This window comes from Deinococcus aquaticus, assembly GCF_028622095.1.
Lineage (GTDB): Bacteria > Deinococcota > Deinococci > Deinococcales > Deinococcaceae > Deinococcus > Deinococcus aquaticus.
On record NZ_CP115165.1, the window covers coordinates 1,468,473 to 1,483,948 of the forward strand.

Genomic DNA, 15,476 nt, shown 5'->3' on the forward strand with positions numbered 1-15,476 from the left:
GTAGGTCATAATACAATGATATTTGCTCTTTAGGATTGCTCGGATGCGATGGATGAGCTGAAAAAAGTCGATTCTCTATGAGATATTTGCAAAAATCTTAATCTGGCGATCTGTGTTGAAAATTTCACAATTGGATTATTATCTATGGTTCGCCGATTTTGAATTCAGACTTCCAGCGCCAGCTTGTCCACGTCATTCAGCAGTGGCGTTCCGGCCGGATACTCCCCGTTGAAGCAGGCTAGGCACAGGCCGGGGCCGCTGACGGCTTCGCGGATGCCCTGCTCACTGATGAAACTCAGCGTGTCCGCCCCGATCAACTCGCGGATCTCCTCGATGCTGTGCGTACTCGCCACCAGTTCCTTGCGCGCGGCGGTGTCGATGCCGTAGAAGCACGGGTGCTTGATGGGCGGACTGCTCACCCGGAAGTGAACCTCGGTCGCGCCGGCCTCGCGCAGCAGGTTCACGATCTGGCGGCTGGTGGTGCCGCGCACGATGCTGTCGTCCACGAGGATCACCCGTTTCCCGGCGACGGCGCTGGTGGGCGAGAGTTTCATCTTGACCTTCAACTCGCGCGCCTCCTGCGTGGGCGCGATGAACGTGCGGCCCGCGTAGGGGTTCTTGTACAGGCCGTAATCGAAGGGAATGCCGCTCTCGCGGGCGTAGCCGATGGCGGCGCCGATGCCGCTGTCCGGGACGGGCACGACGATGTCGGCGTCGATGGGGTGTTCCTTGGCGAGCTGGTGGCCCATGCGGATGCGGCTTTCGTGCGCGTCCACGCCGTCGAGGCGGCTGTCGCTGCGGGCGAAGTAGATCCATTCGAACGCGCAGGGGGTGGGTTTCTTGGGTTCGACCATCAGGGAGTGCAGGCCGTCCCGGTCGATCCACACGAGTTCGCCGGGTTGCACGTCCCTGATCAGTTTCGCGCCGACCGTGAACAGCGCGCACGGCTCGCTGGCGATCACGTACGCGCCGTCCTCACGCTGCCCGATGACCAGGGGGCGCACGCCGTTCGGGTCGCGGAACCCAAGGAGTTGCGTGCGGCTCATCAGGACGCACGCGAAGCCGCCGCGCAGTTGTTTCATGGCGGCGGCCGTGGCTTCCACGAGGTCCATGTGACTCTCGCGGGCGATCAGGTTCAGCATGACTTCGCTGTCGTTGGTGGTGGCGAACAGCGCGCCTTCCATCAGCATGGCGTTCCGGACCTCGCGGGCGTTCACGAAATTCCCGTTGTGCGCCAGTCCCAGAATGCCCTTGTTCGTGCGGGTCGTCAGGGGCTGCGCGTTGAAACGCAGGTTACTGCCTGTGGTGCTGTACCGCACGTGCCCGATGCTCACGCGGGCGTTCGCCAGCCGCACACTGTCCAGGCGGCGCTCGTCGAACACCTGCGTCACCAGTCCCAGGTCCTTCTCCACGTGGAACTTCTCACCGTCGGACACGCACATGCCCGCCGCCTCCTGCCCACGGTGCTGCAAGGCGAACATACCCAGGTACGTGAACCACGCCAGGTCATTCGGCACCGGCGAGTACATGCCAAACACACCGCATTCATCCTGCGGTTTATCCGTGAATTCATCAAAAATCATGCGGGACTCCAGAGTGGCTGGTAGGGGCGGTGCGGGAACGCCGGTCTGGACGCCCCCTCACCCCCGACCCCTCTCCCACGGGGGGAGAAGGGAGAATGGTGGGGAGGTTAGGATTCGTGGCGTGGGGGCGAGGATCACCGAGAAAGCGCGGCGGCTTCGGCGCGATCAGACGGACGCGGAGGCGAAGCTGTGGCGCGTGCTGCGGAGCCGTGGGCTGGGCGTGAAGTTCAGGCGTCAGTACCCGGTCGGGCCGTACATCACGGACTTCGCGTGCATCGAGCGTGGACTGGTGGTGGAACTGGACGGTAGCGGGCACGCCACCCCGGAGGGCCGCGCCCACGACGCCGAACGCACCCGGTACCTGAACGCCGCCGGATTCCGGGTGTTGCGTTTCTGGAATAACGAGGTGCTGACCAACCTGGATGGCGTCGTGCAGGTCATTCAGGCGGCACTGGTGGAGTGACCCCTCACCCCGGCCCTCTCCCCACGGGAGAGGGAGAACGGCAGGGCGTCCCAGACTCCCCTCTCCCCAGGGGAGAGGGGCTGGGGGTGAGGGGTGTCCTTTCATCCCAGGATCTCTGCGAGGGGCGTGTTGAACGCGTGGGCGAGGGCGTTGACGGTCACGCTCAAGTGTACGTGGTGGGCGGGGAGGGCAATGGTGACGGTGTCGCCGCCGCTGGTGCCGAGGCGCGCGAAGGGAACGCCCTGTGCGGTGAGGGCCGCTTCGGTGCCTGCCTCGTCGGTGGTGGCGATGAGGATGCGGGCGTTCGCCTCGCCGTACAGCAGGGCGTCGGCGCGGGTTTCCTGGGGAGCGTCGAGGGTGACGCTCAGGCCGGTGTTTCCGGCGATGGCCATCTCGGCTAGGGCGACGGCGAGGCCGCCTTCGGCGGTGTCGTGGGCGGTGTCGGTCAGGCCCGCGCGGATCAGGTGCAGGGTGGCGTCGATGACGGCCTGCTCGCGGGTCAGGTCGAGGGTGGGCACGTGTCCGGCTTCGAGGCCGTGCACGGTTTCGAGGTACTGGCTGGCGCCGATGCTGTCGGCGTGCTGGCCGATCAGGTAGATGGTCTGCCCTTCGCCTTTCAGGTTCATGGTGGCGCGTTTGGTGATGTCCGGCAGCACGCCGACCATGCCGATGGTGGGCGTGGGGTGAATGGCGACGCGTTCGTCGCCTTCGGTGTACTGGTTGTACAGGCTGACGTTCCCGCCCGTGACGGGCGTGTTCAGGGCGCGGCAGGCGTCCGCGATGCCGTGCACGGCGCGTTCCAGCTGGTAGTACACCTCGGGCCGGTGGGGGTTCCCGAAGTTGAGGTTGTCCGTGATGGCCAGCGGCGTGGCGCCCACGCAGGCGAGGTTGCGGGCGGCCTCGGCGACGGCGGCGGCGGCGCCGGTGTACGGGTCGAGGTACACGAAGCGGGGGTTGCAGTCGCTGGTGGCGGCCACGCCCATGCTGCTGCCCTTGACGCGCATGACGGCCGCGTCGGCCGCGCCGGGCACGACGACGGTGTTCGTCATGACCTGATGGTCGAAGCGCTCGAAGATGGCGCGCTTGCTGGCAATCGTGGGGTGACCCAGCAGGTCGGTCAGGACCGCGCCCAGGTCGCCGGGAACGGGCACGCCACTCAGGTCACGTTCGCGCTTGGCCCTGATCTCCTCGGATTCGATGCCTTCGCGGGTGTACTTGGGGGCCTCGTTCAGCAGGGCCACCGGCAGGTCACAGACGATCTCGCCCTTCCAGGTCAGGCGGTAGTTGTTGTGCGCCTCGACCTGTCCGATGGTCACCACGTCCAGTTCCCACTTGGCGAGCAGGTCCAGCAGTTCCTGTTCCTTGCCGGGCACCGGCACCAGGATCATGCGCTCCTGCGACTCGCTCAGGCACAGTTCCATGGGCACCATGCCGTCCTCGCGGGTGGGCACGAGGTCCAGGTCCATGGTGATGCCCAGTTCCGCGCGGTACGCCATCTCGCAGGTACTGCTGACCAGTCCGGCCGCGCCCATGTCCTGCACGCCCGCCACCACGCCCGCCTGAATGGCCTCCAGCGTGGCCTCCAGCAGCAGTTTCTCCATGAACGGGTCGCCCACCTGCACGGCCGGACGGTCCGCCTGAGACGCGTTGCTCAGGTCAGCGGAGGCGAACACCGCGCCGCCCAGCCCGTCCCGACCGGTCTTGCTCCCCACGTACACGATGGTGTTCCCGACCTCGCCCATCGTCCCCTTCGCCAGATCCTCGTGGCGCAGCAGGCCCAGCGCCATCACGTTCACCAGCGGGTTCTCCTGGTAACTGGGGTGGAAGGTCACCTCGCCGCCCACCGTGGGCACACCAATGGCGTTGCCGTAGTGAGCGATGCCCTCGACCACGCCGTTCAGCAGGAAGCGGGTGCGGGGGCTGTCCGGGTTCCCGAAACGCAGACTGTCCAGCACCGCGAACGGCCGCGCACCCATCGCGAAGATGTCGCGCAGGATGCCGCCCACGCCCGTCGCCGCACCCTGCACCGGCTCCACGGCACTCGGGTGGTTATGGCTTTCCATCTTGAACGCCACGCCCCACCCGTCCCCGATATCCACCACGCCCGCATTCTCACCGGGGCCCTGCAACACCTGCGGCCCCGTCGTGGGGAAGTGACGGAACAGCGGCCTGGAGTTCTTGTACCCGCAGTGCTCGCTCCACATGGCCCCCACGATGGCAGCCTCCAGCGCGTTCGGCTCCCGGCCGATCTGCGAAACCAACAGGTCGAATTCTTCAGTCGAAAGGCCAAACGTGCCCGCACGGTCACGCAGGGATGGGGCGGCTTGCGTCATTGAAGCTCCTTGAGAACCAGGGCGATCTGCCCACGGTGATAGGCGGTATGGCGAAGGTGGTAAGTGACGCTGCCGGTCACGTGCCGCCGTTTGTGAAACATCGTGAATGTCGCGTCCAGGCCAAAACGCTCGGCGGGCGCGTCTGTCAGGTCACGCCGCGCCGCCCCGAACACGTCCTGCACGGCGGCGCGGATCAGCGCGGGCGGGTCGGTCTCGTGGGCCAGCGTCGGCCCGTATGCAGCCCGCGCCCAGTCGGCGTCCTCGGAACCCAGGTACCCGAAGGTGTGCGCCGGGTCGGGGCCGGTCAGGCCGGGCTGAATGGTGGCCCGCGTCCAGTCCATGACATGCAGCGCGTGCCACGCGACACTGTGCCCCACGCGCGGCACGCGCCCGAAGATCGCGTCCGGGCAGGCGTGCAGCGCCGCCTCGAACGCCGTGAACTCGGCGTCCAGCAGCTGCGTGATCAGGGACTGGCGGGGATCGGTCATGTCAGGACTTGAGCAGCAGGTTCAGCTGGCCTCGGTGGTAGCCGATGTGGCGCAGCTGCATGCCCATGGCGGCGCGGCGGGGACGGGTGCCGCCGGGCGTGGCGGCGCTGAAGACCTCGCCGTCCAGGGCGGAGTCGTCGGCCTGTTCCAGCCACGCGATCACCTGCGCGCCGGTGTCGTCCAGCGCGGCCATGATCTGCTCGCAGGGGTCAGTCTCGGTGAAGGGGGCGGGCTGGGTGCCCAGCGCCTGCACGCGGGCGTTGTCCTCCCAGCCGAGGTGGTGGTAGTTGGGCGTGCGGTCGTCGAGGATCATCAGGCGCATCCACTCCGCAACGTGCAGCGCGTGCCACGCGGGACTGTGGCCCAGGCGGGACGTGTGGAACGCGTCACCCTGCGCGCTGTCCAGCGCGGCGCGGAACATCTCCAGTTCGCTGCGGAACTGCTCGGCCAGGAACGCCGTCACCGCGCCCACCGGGGTGCTCACCGGGACACCAGCGCGCCCTTCAGGCTGTCGAACAGGCCGCGTCCGTCCTCGCTGCCCAGCAGGGCTTCGACGGCCCGTTCGGGGTGCGGCATCATGCCGAGCACGTTGCCGCGTTCGTTCACGATCCCGGCGATGTCGTTCAGGCTGCCGTTGGGGTTGTCGGCGTAGCGGAACACGACCTGCCCGTTGCCTTCCAGCCGGGCAATGGTTTCGGGGTCGGCGTAGTAGTTGCCTTCGCCGTGCGCGATGGGCACCTTGATGACCTGCCCTTTCGCGTACGCGCCGGTAAATGCGGTGTTGTTGTTCTCGACGCGCAGGTGCACGGGGCGGCACATGAAGTGCAGGTCGCGGTTGCGGCTCAGGGCGCCGGGCAGCAGGCCGGACTCGGTCAGGACCTGAAAGCCGTTGCAGACGCCCAGCACGAACCCGCCGCGTTCGGCGTGCGCCTTGACGGCCTGCATGATCGGGCTGCGCGCGGCAATCGCGCCGCTGCGCAGGTGATCGCCGTAACTGAACCCGCCGGGCAGGAACACCAGTTCGGTGCCGTCCGGCAGTCCGGCCTCGGTGTGCCACACGAACTGCGCGCCGTCGTCGAGCAGCAGTTGCGCGGCGTGCAGGGCGTCGCCGTCGCAGTTGCTGCCGGGGAACTGGATGACGGCCGTCTTCACGCGCCGACCAGCTCCTCGCCCTGTTGTTCACTGAGTTCCCAGCGGGCGTCTTCCATCACGGGGTTGCTCAGCACGTTCTCGGTGATGTCCTTCAGCTGCGCTTCGACCTCGGCGCGGCTGCCGCTCAGGGTCAGTTCGATGTACTTGCCGACGCGCACGCCGCTGACGTTCCCGTGATCCAGGTGCGACAGGGCGCGTTCCACGGTGCGGCCCTGCGGGTCGAGAATGCTGGGCTTCAGGGTCACGAACACTTTCGCTTTAAAGGTCGACATGGGGGGACTCCTTCGGAGGGCAGATGGCAAGAGGCTGATGGCAGATGGTCAGGAGTGCTGGCGCAGGTGGGTCGTGGCGGTCGGCCATCGACCTTCAGCCATTCGCGCCCGGTGCGGTCACGCGCCGGAGCATCTCGGCGTAGGCGTCTTCCACGCCGCCGAGGTCGCGGCGGAAGCGGTCCTTGTCCATCTTCTCGTTGGTGGTGGCGTCCCAGAAGCGGCAGGTGTCGGGGCTGATCTCGTCGGCCAGGACGACCGTACCGTCCGCGAGCGTGCCGAACTCCAGCTTGAAGTCGATGAGTTTCACGCCACGCGCCGCGAAGTACGGCACCAGGAACGCCTGCACGTTCAGCGCCAGTTCACGGATGCGCTTCAGTTGCTCCGGGGTGGCCCAGCCGAGCGCGACGGCGGTGTCGGTGTTGATCAGCGGGTCGCCCAGCGCGTCGCTCTTGTAGCAGTACTCCACGACCGGGCGGGACAGTTCGGTCCCTTCCTCGACGCCCAGGCGTTTGCTGAACGACCCGGCGGCCACGTTACGCACGATAACCTCGACCGGGATGATCGTCACGGCCCGCACGCGCTGCTCGGTGGTGGAGAGCAGTTCTAGGAAGTGCGTGGGCACCCCGGCCGCCTCCAGTTGCGGGAACAGGTGCGCGGTGATCGCGTTGTTGATGGCACCCTTGCCCCCGATCTGCGCTTTCTTCACGCCGTTGAAGGCGGTCGCGTCGTCCTTGTACTCCACGATGTACTCGGCGGGGTTCGCGGTGGCGTACACGCGTTTGGCCTTACCCTCGTACTTCAGTTCGCCTCGGCTTGCGGTCATGCGCCCTCCAGGGGGGTGGGGGCGGCCTGGGCGGGCGTGTCCCCGGAATGTAGGAAAAGCGTCCCCCGAAGCTGGCCGGGGCGACGCTGGAATGTCGCGGTACTGAACATGTGAAGCCTCCATCGCCGTCTCTCGGACGGGCTTACCGCCCTTGTTTCACGGCGCGCGGCCGGGGCGGGGCGTCTCACAGGACGCGGGTGGAAGAAAAGGGAAGTGCAACCCACCCTCCACGCGGGAGGGCTGATCACCGGCTGACAGCGTAACACCCCCGCGTGCCGGAACGCCGGGGGTGTTCAGAGGACTCGGACGAACGCGGCCCACAACGGGGCAGGCCGGTCAGCGGCTGTTCAGGTCAGTGGCTGTGCGAGTGCCCGCCGCCGCCGCGTTTCCCGCTGACTTCCTCGCGCACCTCGGCCACGATGAAGGTGCAGGCCTCCGCGCAGGGAATGCCGCCCGGCACGCCATCCAGGAACGAGTGCGTCAGGCGCTGCCCGGCCCACAGGCGCGTGCGCAGGCACCCCGTGCAGATGTCCTCGACCACGTGCTCCACCTGTTCCGGCGTGGCTTTCTGCACCTTGGCGTAGATGCCCGTCTGCCGCCGCGCTGTGGTCGCCCAGGGCGTGGGCCGCAGCGCGTGGCAGGCGTGCGCGTACGTCTCCTCGATCACCGCCGGGTACAGGTAGTGCATGGCGCGGCGCAGGTCCGCCTCGCTCAGCACGGCCCGCCAGCCGCGCGGCAGGTTGCGCAGCGTGTGCACGGGCCGGTGCTCGCCGCCGTCCGTGAAGCGCACCTGATCCCGCACGCCCTCGGGCGTGACGAGAGTGGTCAGGTCCGCGCCGGGGCGGCCCTCGTCCAGCGCGTGGCGCAGCTCGAACACGCCCAGTTCCGGCGTGACCAGCGCCTCGCCGATCCGCAGGCCCGCGCGCGCGCCCTTCAGGAACGCCTGCCACGCCGCCTCGTGCCCGCGTTCGGTGTCGCCGCCCTGCCCGCCCGCGCCGCTGGCTTCCTCCGCGAGGTGCAGGATCACGTCCGCGACCGCCGCGTGCGTCCCCACCGGCTTGGCGTAGAACACCTGCTGATGCCCGTGCGGGTTCTCCGGGAAGTCCGTGACGGTGCCGGTCAGGCCCATGTCCTCGGGAATGGTTTCCAGGGTGTGCCAGCCTTCACTGGCGAAGAACGGAACGACCACCACGCGCGGCGACCGCACCGTCTCGGGCCACGTGCCCACCTTGGGGTCCTCATCCAGGAACAGGGCCTGCACCTCGGCGAACTGCCCGGACTCGCGGATGCGGTCGGCGTTCTGGTACACCACCTTGTTGCTATTCTCGTTGCGGGTCGTGCCGTGCCCCAGCACGATCAGCGCCGTGTCGTGGGGGCTGGCGTCGGGCAGGACCTCGCGCGCGCGTTCCAGGATCACGTCCGTCATGCTGGGGTGCACGCCGTACGGCAGGGTGTAGCGCACGGTCCGGCCGCCGATCACGCGGGCCACGCCCTCGGGCGGCACCGGCCCCTGGTGACCCAGGCCCATCTCGCGCGGGATCACGGTCTCCGTGAAGTACCCCTCGCTGATGAACATCGGGATGACCGTCACGTCCGTGCTGGCGGTTGTTTTCAACACCTGCCGCAGGGACGGCTCTTCCTTCCAGTACCCTTCGATGACCTCGTCGAACAGCCCACGCTGACGGATCAGTTCCGCATACCGGTACACCGCGACCGCCGACTCACCGTTCAGGTGAGATCCATGACCAATAAGCACCAGGGAACGCATACCCACCGACTGTAGCGCCCGCCCGCGCCCGGAATTGTCCCGGAGCATGCGGTCCCGCCCCGCCCACCCCGCCAGTCGGCCCGGGCCGTCCGTGAGGCCGGGCGCGCCGGTTCCTGAAGATTTCCCCCATAGCGCCCCCCGCCCGGAACTTCGTAGCGTAAGACCGCGAGACAGTTCATGACGGGCGCGGCCCACCCGGGCACCCGGAACCCCCCAGGAGGTAGACACTATGTTCTTCCAGCAGAAAGACCGGCACGAACAGATGGCGAAACTCGATCCCCGCGACACCAACGGCGACGGCGTCGTGACCCCCCAGGAGGCGGCCGCGTACATTCACGACTACCTTCAGACCGCCAGCCCCGAAGAGCGGCAGGCCATCCTGAAAGAGTACGTGGGCGGCATGACCCCCGAACAGAAACAGCAGATGGGCGACGCCATCGTCAGGAGCCCCGCCAACCCCGTCCAGCAGATCCGCCCCGGCGACGACGACGACCTGATCGACGCGTACACGAAAACCGCGCAGGCCCCCGCCCAGGACGGCAAAAGCCCCCTGGAAGCCGCCTTCGGGGCCGGCGGCCTGCTCAGCAACCCCATGGTGAAAGCCGGACTGGTCGGCCTGGCCGGCATGATCGGCAGTCGCATGCTGCGCCGCTGACACCCACCCTGAACACTGCGCCGTGACAACACTGTGCCATGACAACACTGCGCCGTGACAGGCGCGGCGGGCGGGGCACCCTGGACTGGGGTGCCCCGCTGCGCTGCGTCCTGCCCGGCACAGCCCACCCGCGCGGCCCGGTCATCCAGAGCGGGGTCCTGTATCCATCCCTCCAGAGAAGAGGCGTGCCGGACGTGATTGATCCGACGCTGTGATTCCGGGAACTGCTCTAGAATGCCGCGCAATGCCTCTTTCGTACCTCACTCGTATCGCTCAGACGCCCGCCCCGACCTTTCATGAGGGAGCGCGCGCGGACCTGATCTCCGAGTTGTGGACCGGCCTGGGTTACGTGACCGAACGCGACGAGGTCGGGAACGTCCTGACCCGCATCACCCCGCCCGGCACCGAGGGCCGCCCCGCGCTGCTGCTGGCCGCGCACCTGGACACCGTGTTCGACGCCGGGACCGACGTGACGGTCCGCGAGGACGCCGGGCGGCTGACCGGTCCCGGCGTGGGCGACAACAGCGCCAGTCTGGCCGTCGTGACCGCCCTGCTACGCGACCTGCGCGGCGGCGGCACCACGCTGCGCCGCCCGCTGTGGGTGGCGGCTAACGTGGGCGAGGAAGGCCTGGGCGACCTGCGCGGCGCCAAGCACCTGATCGCCCGGCACCGCGCGCAACTGGGCGCGTTCATCGCCGTGGACGGGTACCTGGGCATCGCGGTCACACGCGGCGTGGGCGTGCGCCGCTACCGCGCCGAGTTCGTCGGGCCGGGCGGGCACTCGTGGGGCGATCAGGCGCCCAGCACCCTGCACGCGCTGGGCCGCGCCATCAGCGCCCTGTACGCCCTGCACCTGCCCGTCACGCCCCGCACGACCCTGAACGTGGGCGTGGCGTCCGGCGGGACCAGCGTGAACTCCATTGCGGGCAACGCCGGGCTGCTGCTGGACCTGCGCTCGCTGGACGCCGGCGTGCTGGCCGAACTGGACGCGCGGGCCGTGGCCGTCCTGCACGCCGCGGCGCGCGAGGTGGGCGTGACGCTGCGCCTGGAACGCGTGGGCGACCGGCCCGGCGGGGACCTTCAGAGCGGGGCGCTGCTGCCGCTGGTGCGCGAGGCGGCCCGCGAGGTGCGCGTGGACCTGCGGCTGGCGTCCAGCAGCACCGACGCGAACGCCGCCGTCCCGCACGGCCTGCCGTCGGTGGCGGTCGGTGTGTACCGGGGCGGGAACGCGCACCGCACCGACGAGTGGGTGCAGGCGGCCAGTTTCGCGCCGGGCCTGAAGTTCCTGCGGCGACTGGTGGAGCTGTACCAGCGCTCCCCCGTGGCCTGACCCACGCCCGTCCGGGCTTCCCCCACCGGCTGCCCCTGGGCACCCCCGCCCCCGCGCCCGGTCAGTCTGTGGGCGCTGACGGCTGAAGCGCGTGCCAGTCGGTCAATCCTGTAGCTGACGTTGCAATCGCGGCCCACCAAATTCCCATCTGTTCAGAGCAGAATAAGCGCAGTCATGAATCCATTTCTGCGCCGCTCGCTTCCGCGCCGTGACCGCCCGGCCCGGTCCCGTCTGCCGCTGCTGCGCGCCGCGCGCACCGCAGCCCTCACCGCGCTGCTGGGCAGCCTGGCCGCCCTGCCCGGCGCCGGCGCGCAGAGCGGCGTGTCGCCCGCGCAGGCCGTGTTCACCAGCGTGAACGACCTGATCGGCACGCAGTACGGGGGGCTGTCCACCGTGGACCGCGCCGCCCTGACCCGCGAGTACCAGCAGCGCCTGAACAACGTCTGCGCGCCCACCCCCGACACCTGCGAGGAAGCCCGCGCGTACCCGGTCCTGGAAGCCGAACTGACCGCGCTGGGCGACGAGCACAGCTTCTTCCAGACGCCCGAGGATTACCGCGAGTTCATTGCCAGCGCCACCGGCGGCAACCGCCTGCAATTCGGCGTGAAACTTGCCCGGCTGGACGGCCAGAACCGCGTGGTGACCGAGGTCGTGCCCGGCAGCGCCGCCGAGGACGCCGGACTCAGACGCGGGGACTCCATGCAGACCCTGAACGGCAGACCCTACCTGTACGAGGACCTGCGCAGCGCCCGCGAGAAGGGTACCCCCATCGCGCTGGGCGTCCTTCGGCTGGGACAGCTCCAGACGTTCAACATCACCGCCCGCGAGAGCAGCACCCTGGACCTGCCGCGCCTGAGTTTCGTGCCCGCCGACGGCACGGCCAGCATTCCCGCGCTGCCCACGGGCGCCGGCACCTCCCAGCAACCCACGCGGCAGGGCGAGGTCGCCGTGATCCGCATTCCCACATTCCTGTCGGGCAGCCGGGTCGCGCAGACCGTGCATGACCTCGTGGGGCAGGCACAGAACCGCAGCGCCACCGGCCTGATCGTGGACCTGCGCGGCAACCCCGGCGGTAGTCTCAGCGAGTGCGACAGCGCCGTCAGCGCCTTCGTGCCCAGCCTGACCCGCGTGGCCCGCAGCGCCGACGGGAACGCCCGCACCGTCGTCAGCCGGGGTACCCGCCTGGAAGACGGCCGGCTGACCGGCGGGGTGCGCGGCGCCCGCCTGTGGACCGGCCCGCTGGCCGTCCTGGTCGACGAGGGCAGCGCCTCATGCAGCGAATTCTTCGCGTACGAGGTGCAGTACGCCGGGCGCGGCCCCGTCATCGGTGAAGCCACGGCCGGCGTGGGCAACACCGCCACCCGCGTCTTCCGGGTGGGCGAGGCCGCCGTGCAGCTCACCATCCTCAACTACGCCAAACCCGACGGCACACCCTACCCGCAGCGCGTCAAGCCCGACCAGTTGCGCGCGCAGGGCGAGGATGAAACCCGGCAGCTCACGCTGGGTTTCGACCCGCTGCTGCAACTGGGCGTGCAGTCCCTGCAACGCGCGCCCGTGCTGTCCATCGATCCGTTCCGCACGCAACCCTGACCGGACAATCCTGACCGGACCCGCCCGCCTCAGGCCGCGTGGTCCGGCAGGCCCCGCAGCGCCCAGCGCAGCCCCAGCGCCGTGACCACGCCGATCACGGCCAGCGTCAGCCACGGCAGCGCCGGGAAGCCCAGCCCCGTGCCGCCGTCCACCAGCGCGCCGCCCAGCACGCTGCCCACCGCGCCCCCCACCCCCAGGCTGATCGCGGAGAACCCGAAGTAACTCCCGACCCGCCCCGCCGGCGCGAACCGGGCCGTCAGGGTCTGCTGGGTGGGGTACACGATCATGGTGCCCAGGCTGTACAGCGCCACGCACGCCAGCAACTGCGGGAACGTGGCCGCCGCCGACATCAGGCCCAGCGCCGCGCCGACCAGCAGCACCGCCGCCACCAGCGCCGACCGCACCGGCACGAAGCGCTCGACCAGCCGCAGCAGCGGATACTGAAGCAGCACCGCCATGCCCGCCGACAGCCCGTACAGCGGCCCCGTCGCGCCGTTCCCCGCCAGCGCGATGGCCTTCAGGGTCACCACCACGTTGATCTGCGTACTCAGGATGAAGTACCCGATCAGCACCAGCGTGAACCGCCGGAAACGCGTGTCCGCCGCCGCCAGCCGCAACCCGTCCAGGCCGCTGCCCACCCGCCCCGCCGGCCGCAGGTGCGGCAACGTGAAGGCCATCACCGCGCCCGCCAGCAGGTACACGCCCGCCGCCGACAGCGCCGCCGTCCGGAACCCCAGCCCCAGCAGCGCCGCCCCGATCAGCGGGCCCGTCACCATGCCCGCGTTCCCGGACAGGCTGGTCAGGCTGAACATCCGCGTGCGGTGCTCCGGGAGCGTCACCTGCGTGATCGCCGCACTTTTCGGCGCGTCGAACAGGCCGCCACCCACGCCCGCCAGCACCGCCGCCGCCAGCAGTTCCCCCCACGAGTCACTGAAGCCCATCCATGCGAACCCCAGCGTCCGCAGCGCGCAGCCCAGCAGGATCAACGGCTTCGGCCCCCAGCGGTCCGCCCACGCACCCCCGAACACCGTCAGGCCCTGCTGAGTCAACTGCCGCAAGCCCAGCACCGCCCCGATACTCGCCGCCGACCAGCCCAGCCCACCTCCCGCCACGGACCCGCTGAAATGCACCGTCACCAGCGGAATCACCGCGAAGAACCCACCCCACATCAGGAAATTCGACCCGATCAGGCCCAGTTGCGCCGCCGACAACCGGAACGGCGCGGGCGGGCCGGGCGCGGCGGCCTCCGGGGCAGGGGAGACAGGCCCAGGGTAGATGGGCGTAGGAATGGGCGAAGCGGGAGGGGCAGGCTGGGGCGCAGACACGCGCGCAGGGTACACCCGCCCACCAGCACGGCGGCCCATCACGCGGGACGCCTCACTTCAGGGCCGGGGTCGCCCGCCCGCGCGCCGCTGCCGCACCTGAGCGGGTACGCTGCGGGGCATGGGGTCTCTTCTTCTGCTCGCTCCGGGGGTGCATTTCCTGCCGGGCGCGGTGAACAGTCTGGTGGTCGAGGATGGTCGGGGCGGGGCGCTGCTGGTGGACACGGGCCTGGATGACGGGCACGCGCGCAAGCTCCTGCGCGGCCTGACGGAGCTGAACCTGACGCCGACCGGGATTCTGAACACGCACAGTCACGCCGACCACCACGGCGGGAACGCGTTCATCCTGCGGCGATTCCCGGAGCTCAAGGTGTTTGCGCCGCCGCTGGAGGACGCGGTGATCACGCACCCGATTCTGGAACCCATCACGCTGTTCGGGGCGCGGCCGCCCAGGGAGTTGCAGAGTAAGTTCCTGCTCGCGCCGCCCAGCCCGGCGCGGCTGGCCCCCGAGCCGGGCCTGTGCCGGATCGGAGGCGCGGTGGTGGAACTACTGGAGGTGGCCGGGCACGCCAGCATGATGTACGCCGTGCGGGTGGGCGAGGTGCTGTACGCCGCCGACGCGCTGTTCGGAGAGGCGGCCCTGGCAAAGCACCCGCTGACGTTCTGCGCGGACTCGGCGTTGCAGAAGGAGGCGGCGGCCCGCCTGGGTGAACTGGAGGGCGTGTGCGTCACGCTGCCCGGTCATGGGGACCCCACCCCGGACCTGACACGGCTGGTCGCGGCGAACCTCGCGGCGTACACGCGCACCACGGCGGCCGTGCTGGAGGCCGTGCAGGTCGGCGCGGCGGGCGTGGACGACCTGCTGGTGCGGGTATGCGGCGCGCTGGGCGTGACCATGACGAATGCGGGTGCGGTAGTCCTGAACCGCGCGGTCGTCAGCGCCCACCTGACCGAACTGCTCGAAGCCGGGCAGGTGCACATGCAGGTCCACGAGAACCGCCTGCTGTTTGTGGCGGGAGAGTAAAGGAAACCCGTATGGGCGGCCCGGCGGGTGCGGGGGTACGGTGAACGCATGACCAGCAAATCCAAACCCGCCAAGAAATCTGCCAGCAAGGCCACCAGTGACGGCAAGGCCGTCGCCGCGAAAGCCAGCGGGAAGGGCGGCGCGGACGCCGCGCACCTGAACGCCACGAACAACGCCCTGGTAGACCACAACTACCTGACCGAAGCCGAGTTCGGCACGGTCGCCGAGACCCTGCAACGCAACCTCGCGACGACCATCAGCCTGTACCTGAAGTTCAAGAAGTACCACTGGGACATCCGGGGCCGGTTCTTCCGTGACCTGCACCTCGCGTACGACGAGTTCATCGACGAGATCTTCCCCGGCATCGACGAGCAGGCCGAGCGTCTGGTCGCGCTGGGCGGCAGCCCCATCGCCGCGCCCGCCGACATCGAGCGTTTCAGCGTCGTGAAGGTGCCCACCGAGACTGTCCGTGACGCCCGCACGCAGGTCGAGGACCTCGTCGCCGACCTCAGCCGCGTAGGCCGCGGCTTCCGCGACGACAGCCAGACGGTCGACGACGCGAACGATCCCGCCACCGCCGACATGTACAACGGGTACGCTGCCACCGTCGACAAGATCCGCTGGATGCTTCAGGCGATGATGGACGACGACCGGATGAACTGAGCAGTTCAGC

The 15,476-nt window shown here is 69.2% G+C and carries 15 protein-coding genes; 6 read left to right on the top strand and 9 right to left on the bottom strand.

All coding sequences use genetic code 11. The annotated features are described in order from the left end of the window. Positions 1-164: 164 nt before the first annotated feature. Positions 165-1,583 carry an amidophosphoribosyltransferase gene (gene purF, locus M8445_RS07120; RefSeq protein WP_273990667.1) on the bottom strand — a complete coding sequence of 473 codons (1,419 nt, stop codon included), beginning with the start codon at positions 1,581-1,583 and terminating at the stop codon, positions 165-167. A 121-nt stretch (positions 1,584-1,704) separates the two neighbouring features. Between purF and M8445_RS07125 the strand changes: the two genes are divergently transcribed. After that, complete coding sequence (locus M8445_RS07125) at positions 1,705-2,046, top strand: endonuclease domain-containing protein (RefSeq protein ID WP_273990668.1); 342 nt, start codon at positions 1,705-1,707, stop codon at positions 2,044-2,046. Between the two features lie 101 nt (positions 2,047-2,147). On the opposite strand, the gene purL is transcribed toward M8445_RS07125, so the two are convergent. The 7 genes from purL to M8445_RS07160 all read right to left on the bottom strand — a co-directional run bounded on the left by purL (position 2,148) and on the right by M8445_RS07160 (position 8,930). Further along, positions 2,148-4,379: a phosphoribosylformylglycinamidine synthase subunit PurL gene (gene purL / locus M8445_RS07130; protein ID WP_273990670.1), complete on the bottom strand. Its 2,232-nt coding sequence runs from the start codon at positions 4,377-4,379 to the stop codon at positions 2,148-2,150. Beyond that, on the bottom strand, positions 4,376-4,867 hold the full coding sequence (locus M8445_RS07135) for a DinB family protein (protein ID WP_273990671.1): 492 nt from the start codon (positions 4,865-4,867) through the stop codon (positions 4,376-4,378). The genes purL and M8445_RS07135 overlap by 4 nt, the downstream gene beginning before the upstream one ends. Before the next feature lies 1 nt (position 4,868). Next, positions 4,869-5,351 carry a DinB family protein gene (locus M8445_RS07140; protein WP_273990672.1) on the bottom strand — a complete coding sequence of 161 codons (483 nt, stop codon included), beginning with the start codon at positions 5,349-5,351 and terminating at the stop codon, positions 4,869-4,871. Further along, positions 5,348-6,019, bottom strand: a complete 672-nt coding sequence (gene purQ, locus M8445_RS07145; protein WP_273990673.1) for a phosphoribosylformylglycinamidine synthase subunit PurQ — start codon at positions 6,017-6,019, stop codon at positions 5,348-5,350. Before purQ ends, M8445_RS07140 begins: the two co-directional genes overlap by 4 nt. Continuing rightward, positions 6,016-6,291: a phosphoribosylformylglycinamidine synthase subunit PurS gene (gene purS, locus M8445_RS07150; RefSeq protein ID WP_062159335.1), complete on the bottom strand. Its 276-nt coding sequence runs from the start codon at positions 6,289-6,291 to the stop codon at positions 6,016-6,018. The genes purQ and purS overlap by 4 nt, the downstream gene beginning before the upstream one ends. 94 nt (positions 6,292-6,385) lie before the next feature. After that, positions 6,386-7,114, bottom strand: coding sequence for a phosphoribosylaminoimidazolesuccinocarboxamide synthase (gene purC, locus M8445_RS07155; RefSeq protein WP_273990675.1), 729 nt, complete (start codon positions 7,112-7,114; stop codon positions 6,386-6,388). 352 nt (positions 7,115-7,466) lie between these two features. Then, the gene (locus M8445_RS07160) at positions 7,467-8,930 is read right to left on the bottom strand and encodes a DR2241 family protein (protein WP_273990676.1); all 1,464 of its coding nucleotides are present in this window, start codon (positions 8,928-8,930) and stop codon (positions 7,467-7,469) included. Between the two features lie 181 nt (positions 8,931-9,111). Between M8445_RS07160 and M8445_RS07165 the strand changes: the two genes are divergently transcribed. The 3 genes from M8445_RS07165 to M8445_RS07175 all read left to right on the top strand — a co-directional run bounded on the left by M8445_RS07165 (position 9,112) and on the right by M8445_RS07175 (position 12,457). Continuing rightward, positions 9,112-9,537 carry a hypothetical protein gene (locus tag M8445_RS07165; protein ID WP_273990677.1) on the top strand — a complete coding sequence of 142 codons (426 nt, stop codon included), beginning with the start codon at positions 9,112-9,114 and terminating at the stop codon, positions 9,535-9,537. Between the two features lie 244 nt (positions 9,538-9,781). Beyond that, entirely contained in the window at positions 9,782-10,867 is a 1,086-nt protein-coding gene (locus M8445_RS07170; protein WP_273990678.1) for a M20/M25/M40 family metallo-hydrolase, read from the top strand. Positions 10,868-11,041: 174 nt separating this feature from the next. Further along, entirely contained in the window at positions 11,042-12,457 is a 1,416-nt protein-coding gene (locus M8445_RS07175; protein ID WP_273990680.1) for a S41 family peptidase, read from the top strand. A gap of 29 nt (positions 12,458-12,486) precedes the next feature. Here M8445_RS07175 and M8445_RS07180 read toward each other — a convergent pair whose 3' ends face one another. Then, complete coding sequence (locus M8445_RS07180) at positions 12,487-13,782, bottom strand: MFS transporter (protein ID WP_476390609.1); 1,296 nt, start codon at positions 13,780-13,782, stop codon at positions 12,487-12,489. Between the two features lie 118 nt (positions 13,783-13,900). Here M8445_RS07180 and M8445_RS07185 point away from each other — a divergent pair, with 118 nt between their 5' ends. Together M8445_RS07185 and M8445_RS07190 are read left to right on the top strand one after the other, a co-directional pair. Then, on the top strand, positions 13,901-14,803 hold the full coding sequence (locus tag M8445_RS07185) for an MBL fold metallo-hydrolase (RefSeq protein WP_273990681.1): 903 nt from the start codon (positions 13,901-13,903) through the stop codon (positions 14,801-14,803). Positions 14,804-14,851: 48 nt separating this feature from the next. After that, on the top strand, positions 14,852-15,466 hold the full coding sequence (locus M8445_RS07190) for a Dps family protein (RefSeq protein WP_273990682.1): 615 nt from the start codon (positions 14,852-14,854) through the stop codon (positions 15,464-15,466). Positions 15,467-15,476: the final 10 nt, after the last annotated feature.

Coding starts and splice junctions, on each gene's coding strand:
- M8445_RS07175 (WP_273990680.1), top strand. CDS start 11,042: ATGAATCCATTTCTGCGCCGCTCGCTTCCGCGCCGTGACCGCCCGGCC.
- M8445_RS07135 (WP_273990671.1), bottom strand. CDS start 4,867: ATGACCGATCCCCGCCAGTCCCTGATCACGCAGCTGCTGGACGCCGAG.
- purC (WP_273990675.1), bottom strand. CDS start 7,114: ATGACCGCAAGCCGAGGCGAACTGAAGTACGAGGGTAAGGCCAAACGC.
- purS (WP_062159335.1), bottom strand. CDS start 6,291: ATGTCGACCTTTAAAGCGAAAGTGTTCGTGACCCTGAAGCCCAGCATT.
- purL (WP_273990670.1), bottom strand. CDS start 4,379: ATGACGCAAGCCGCCCCATCCCTGCGTGACCGTGCGGGCACGTTTGGC.
- M8445_RS07170 (WP_273990678.1), top strand. CDS start 9,782: ATGCCTCTTTCGTACCTCACTCGTATCGCTCAGACGCCCGCCCCGACC.
- M8445_RS07165 (WP_273990677.1), top strand. CDS start 9,112: ATGTTCTTCCAGCAGAAAGACCGGCACGAACAGATGGCGAAACTCGAT.
- M8445_RS07185 (WP_273990681.1), top strand. CDS start 13,901: ATGGGGTCTCTTCTTCTGCTCGCTCCGGGGGTGCATTTCCTGCCGGGC.
- M8445_RS07190 (WP_273990682.1), top strand. CDS start 14,852: ATGACCAGCAAATCCAAACCCGCCAAGAAATCTGCCAGCAAGGCCACC.
- purF (WP_273990667.1), bottom strand. CDS start 1,583: ATGATTTTTGATGAATTCACGGATAAACCGCAGGATGAATGCGGTGTG.
- M8445_RS07160 (WP_273990676.1), bottom strand. CDS start 8,930: ATGCTCCGGGACAATTCCGGGCGCGGGCGGGCGCTACAGTCGGTGGGT.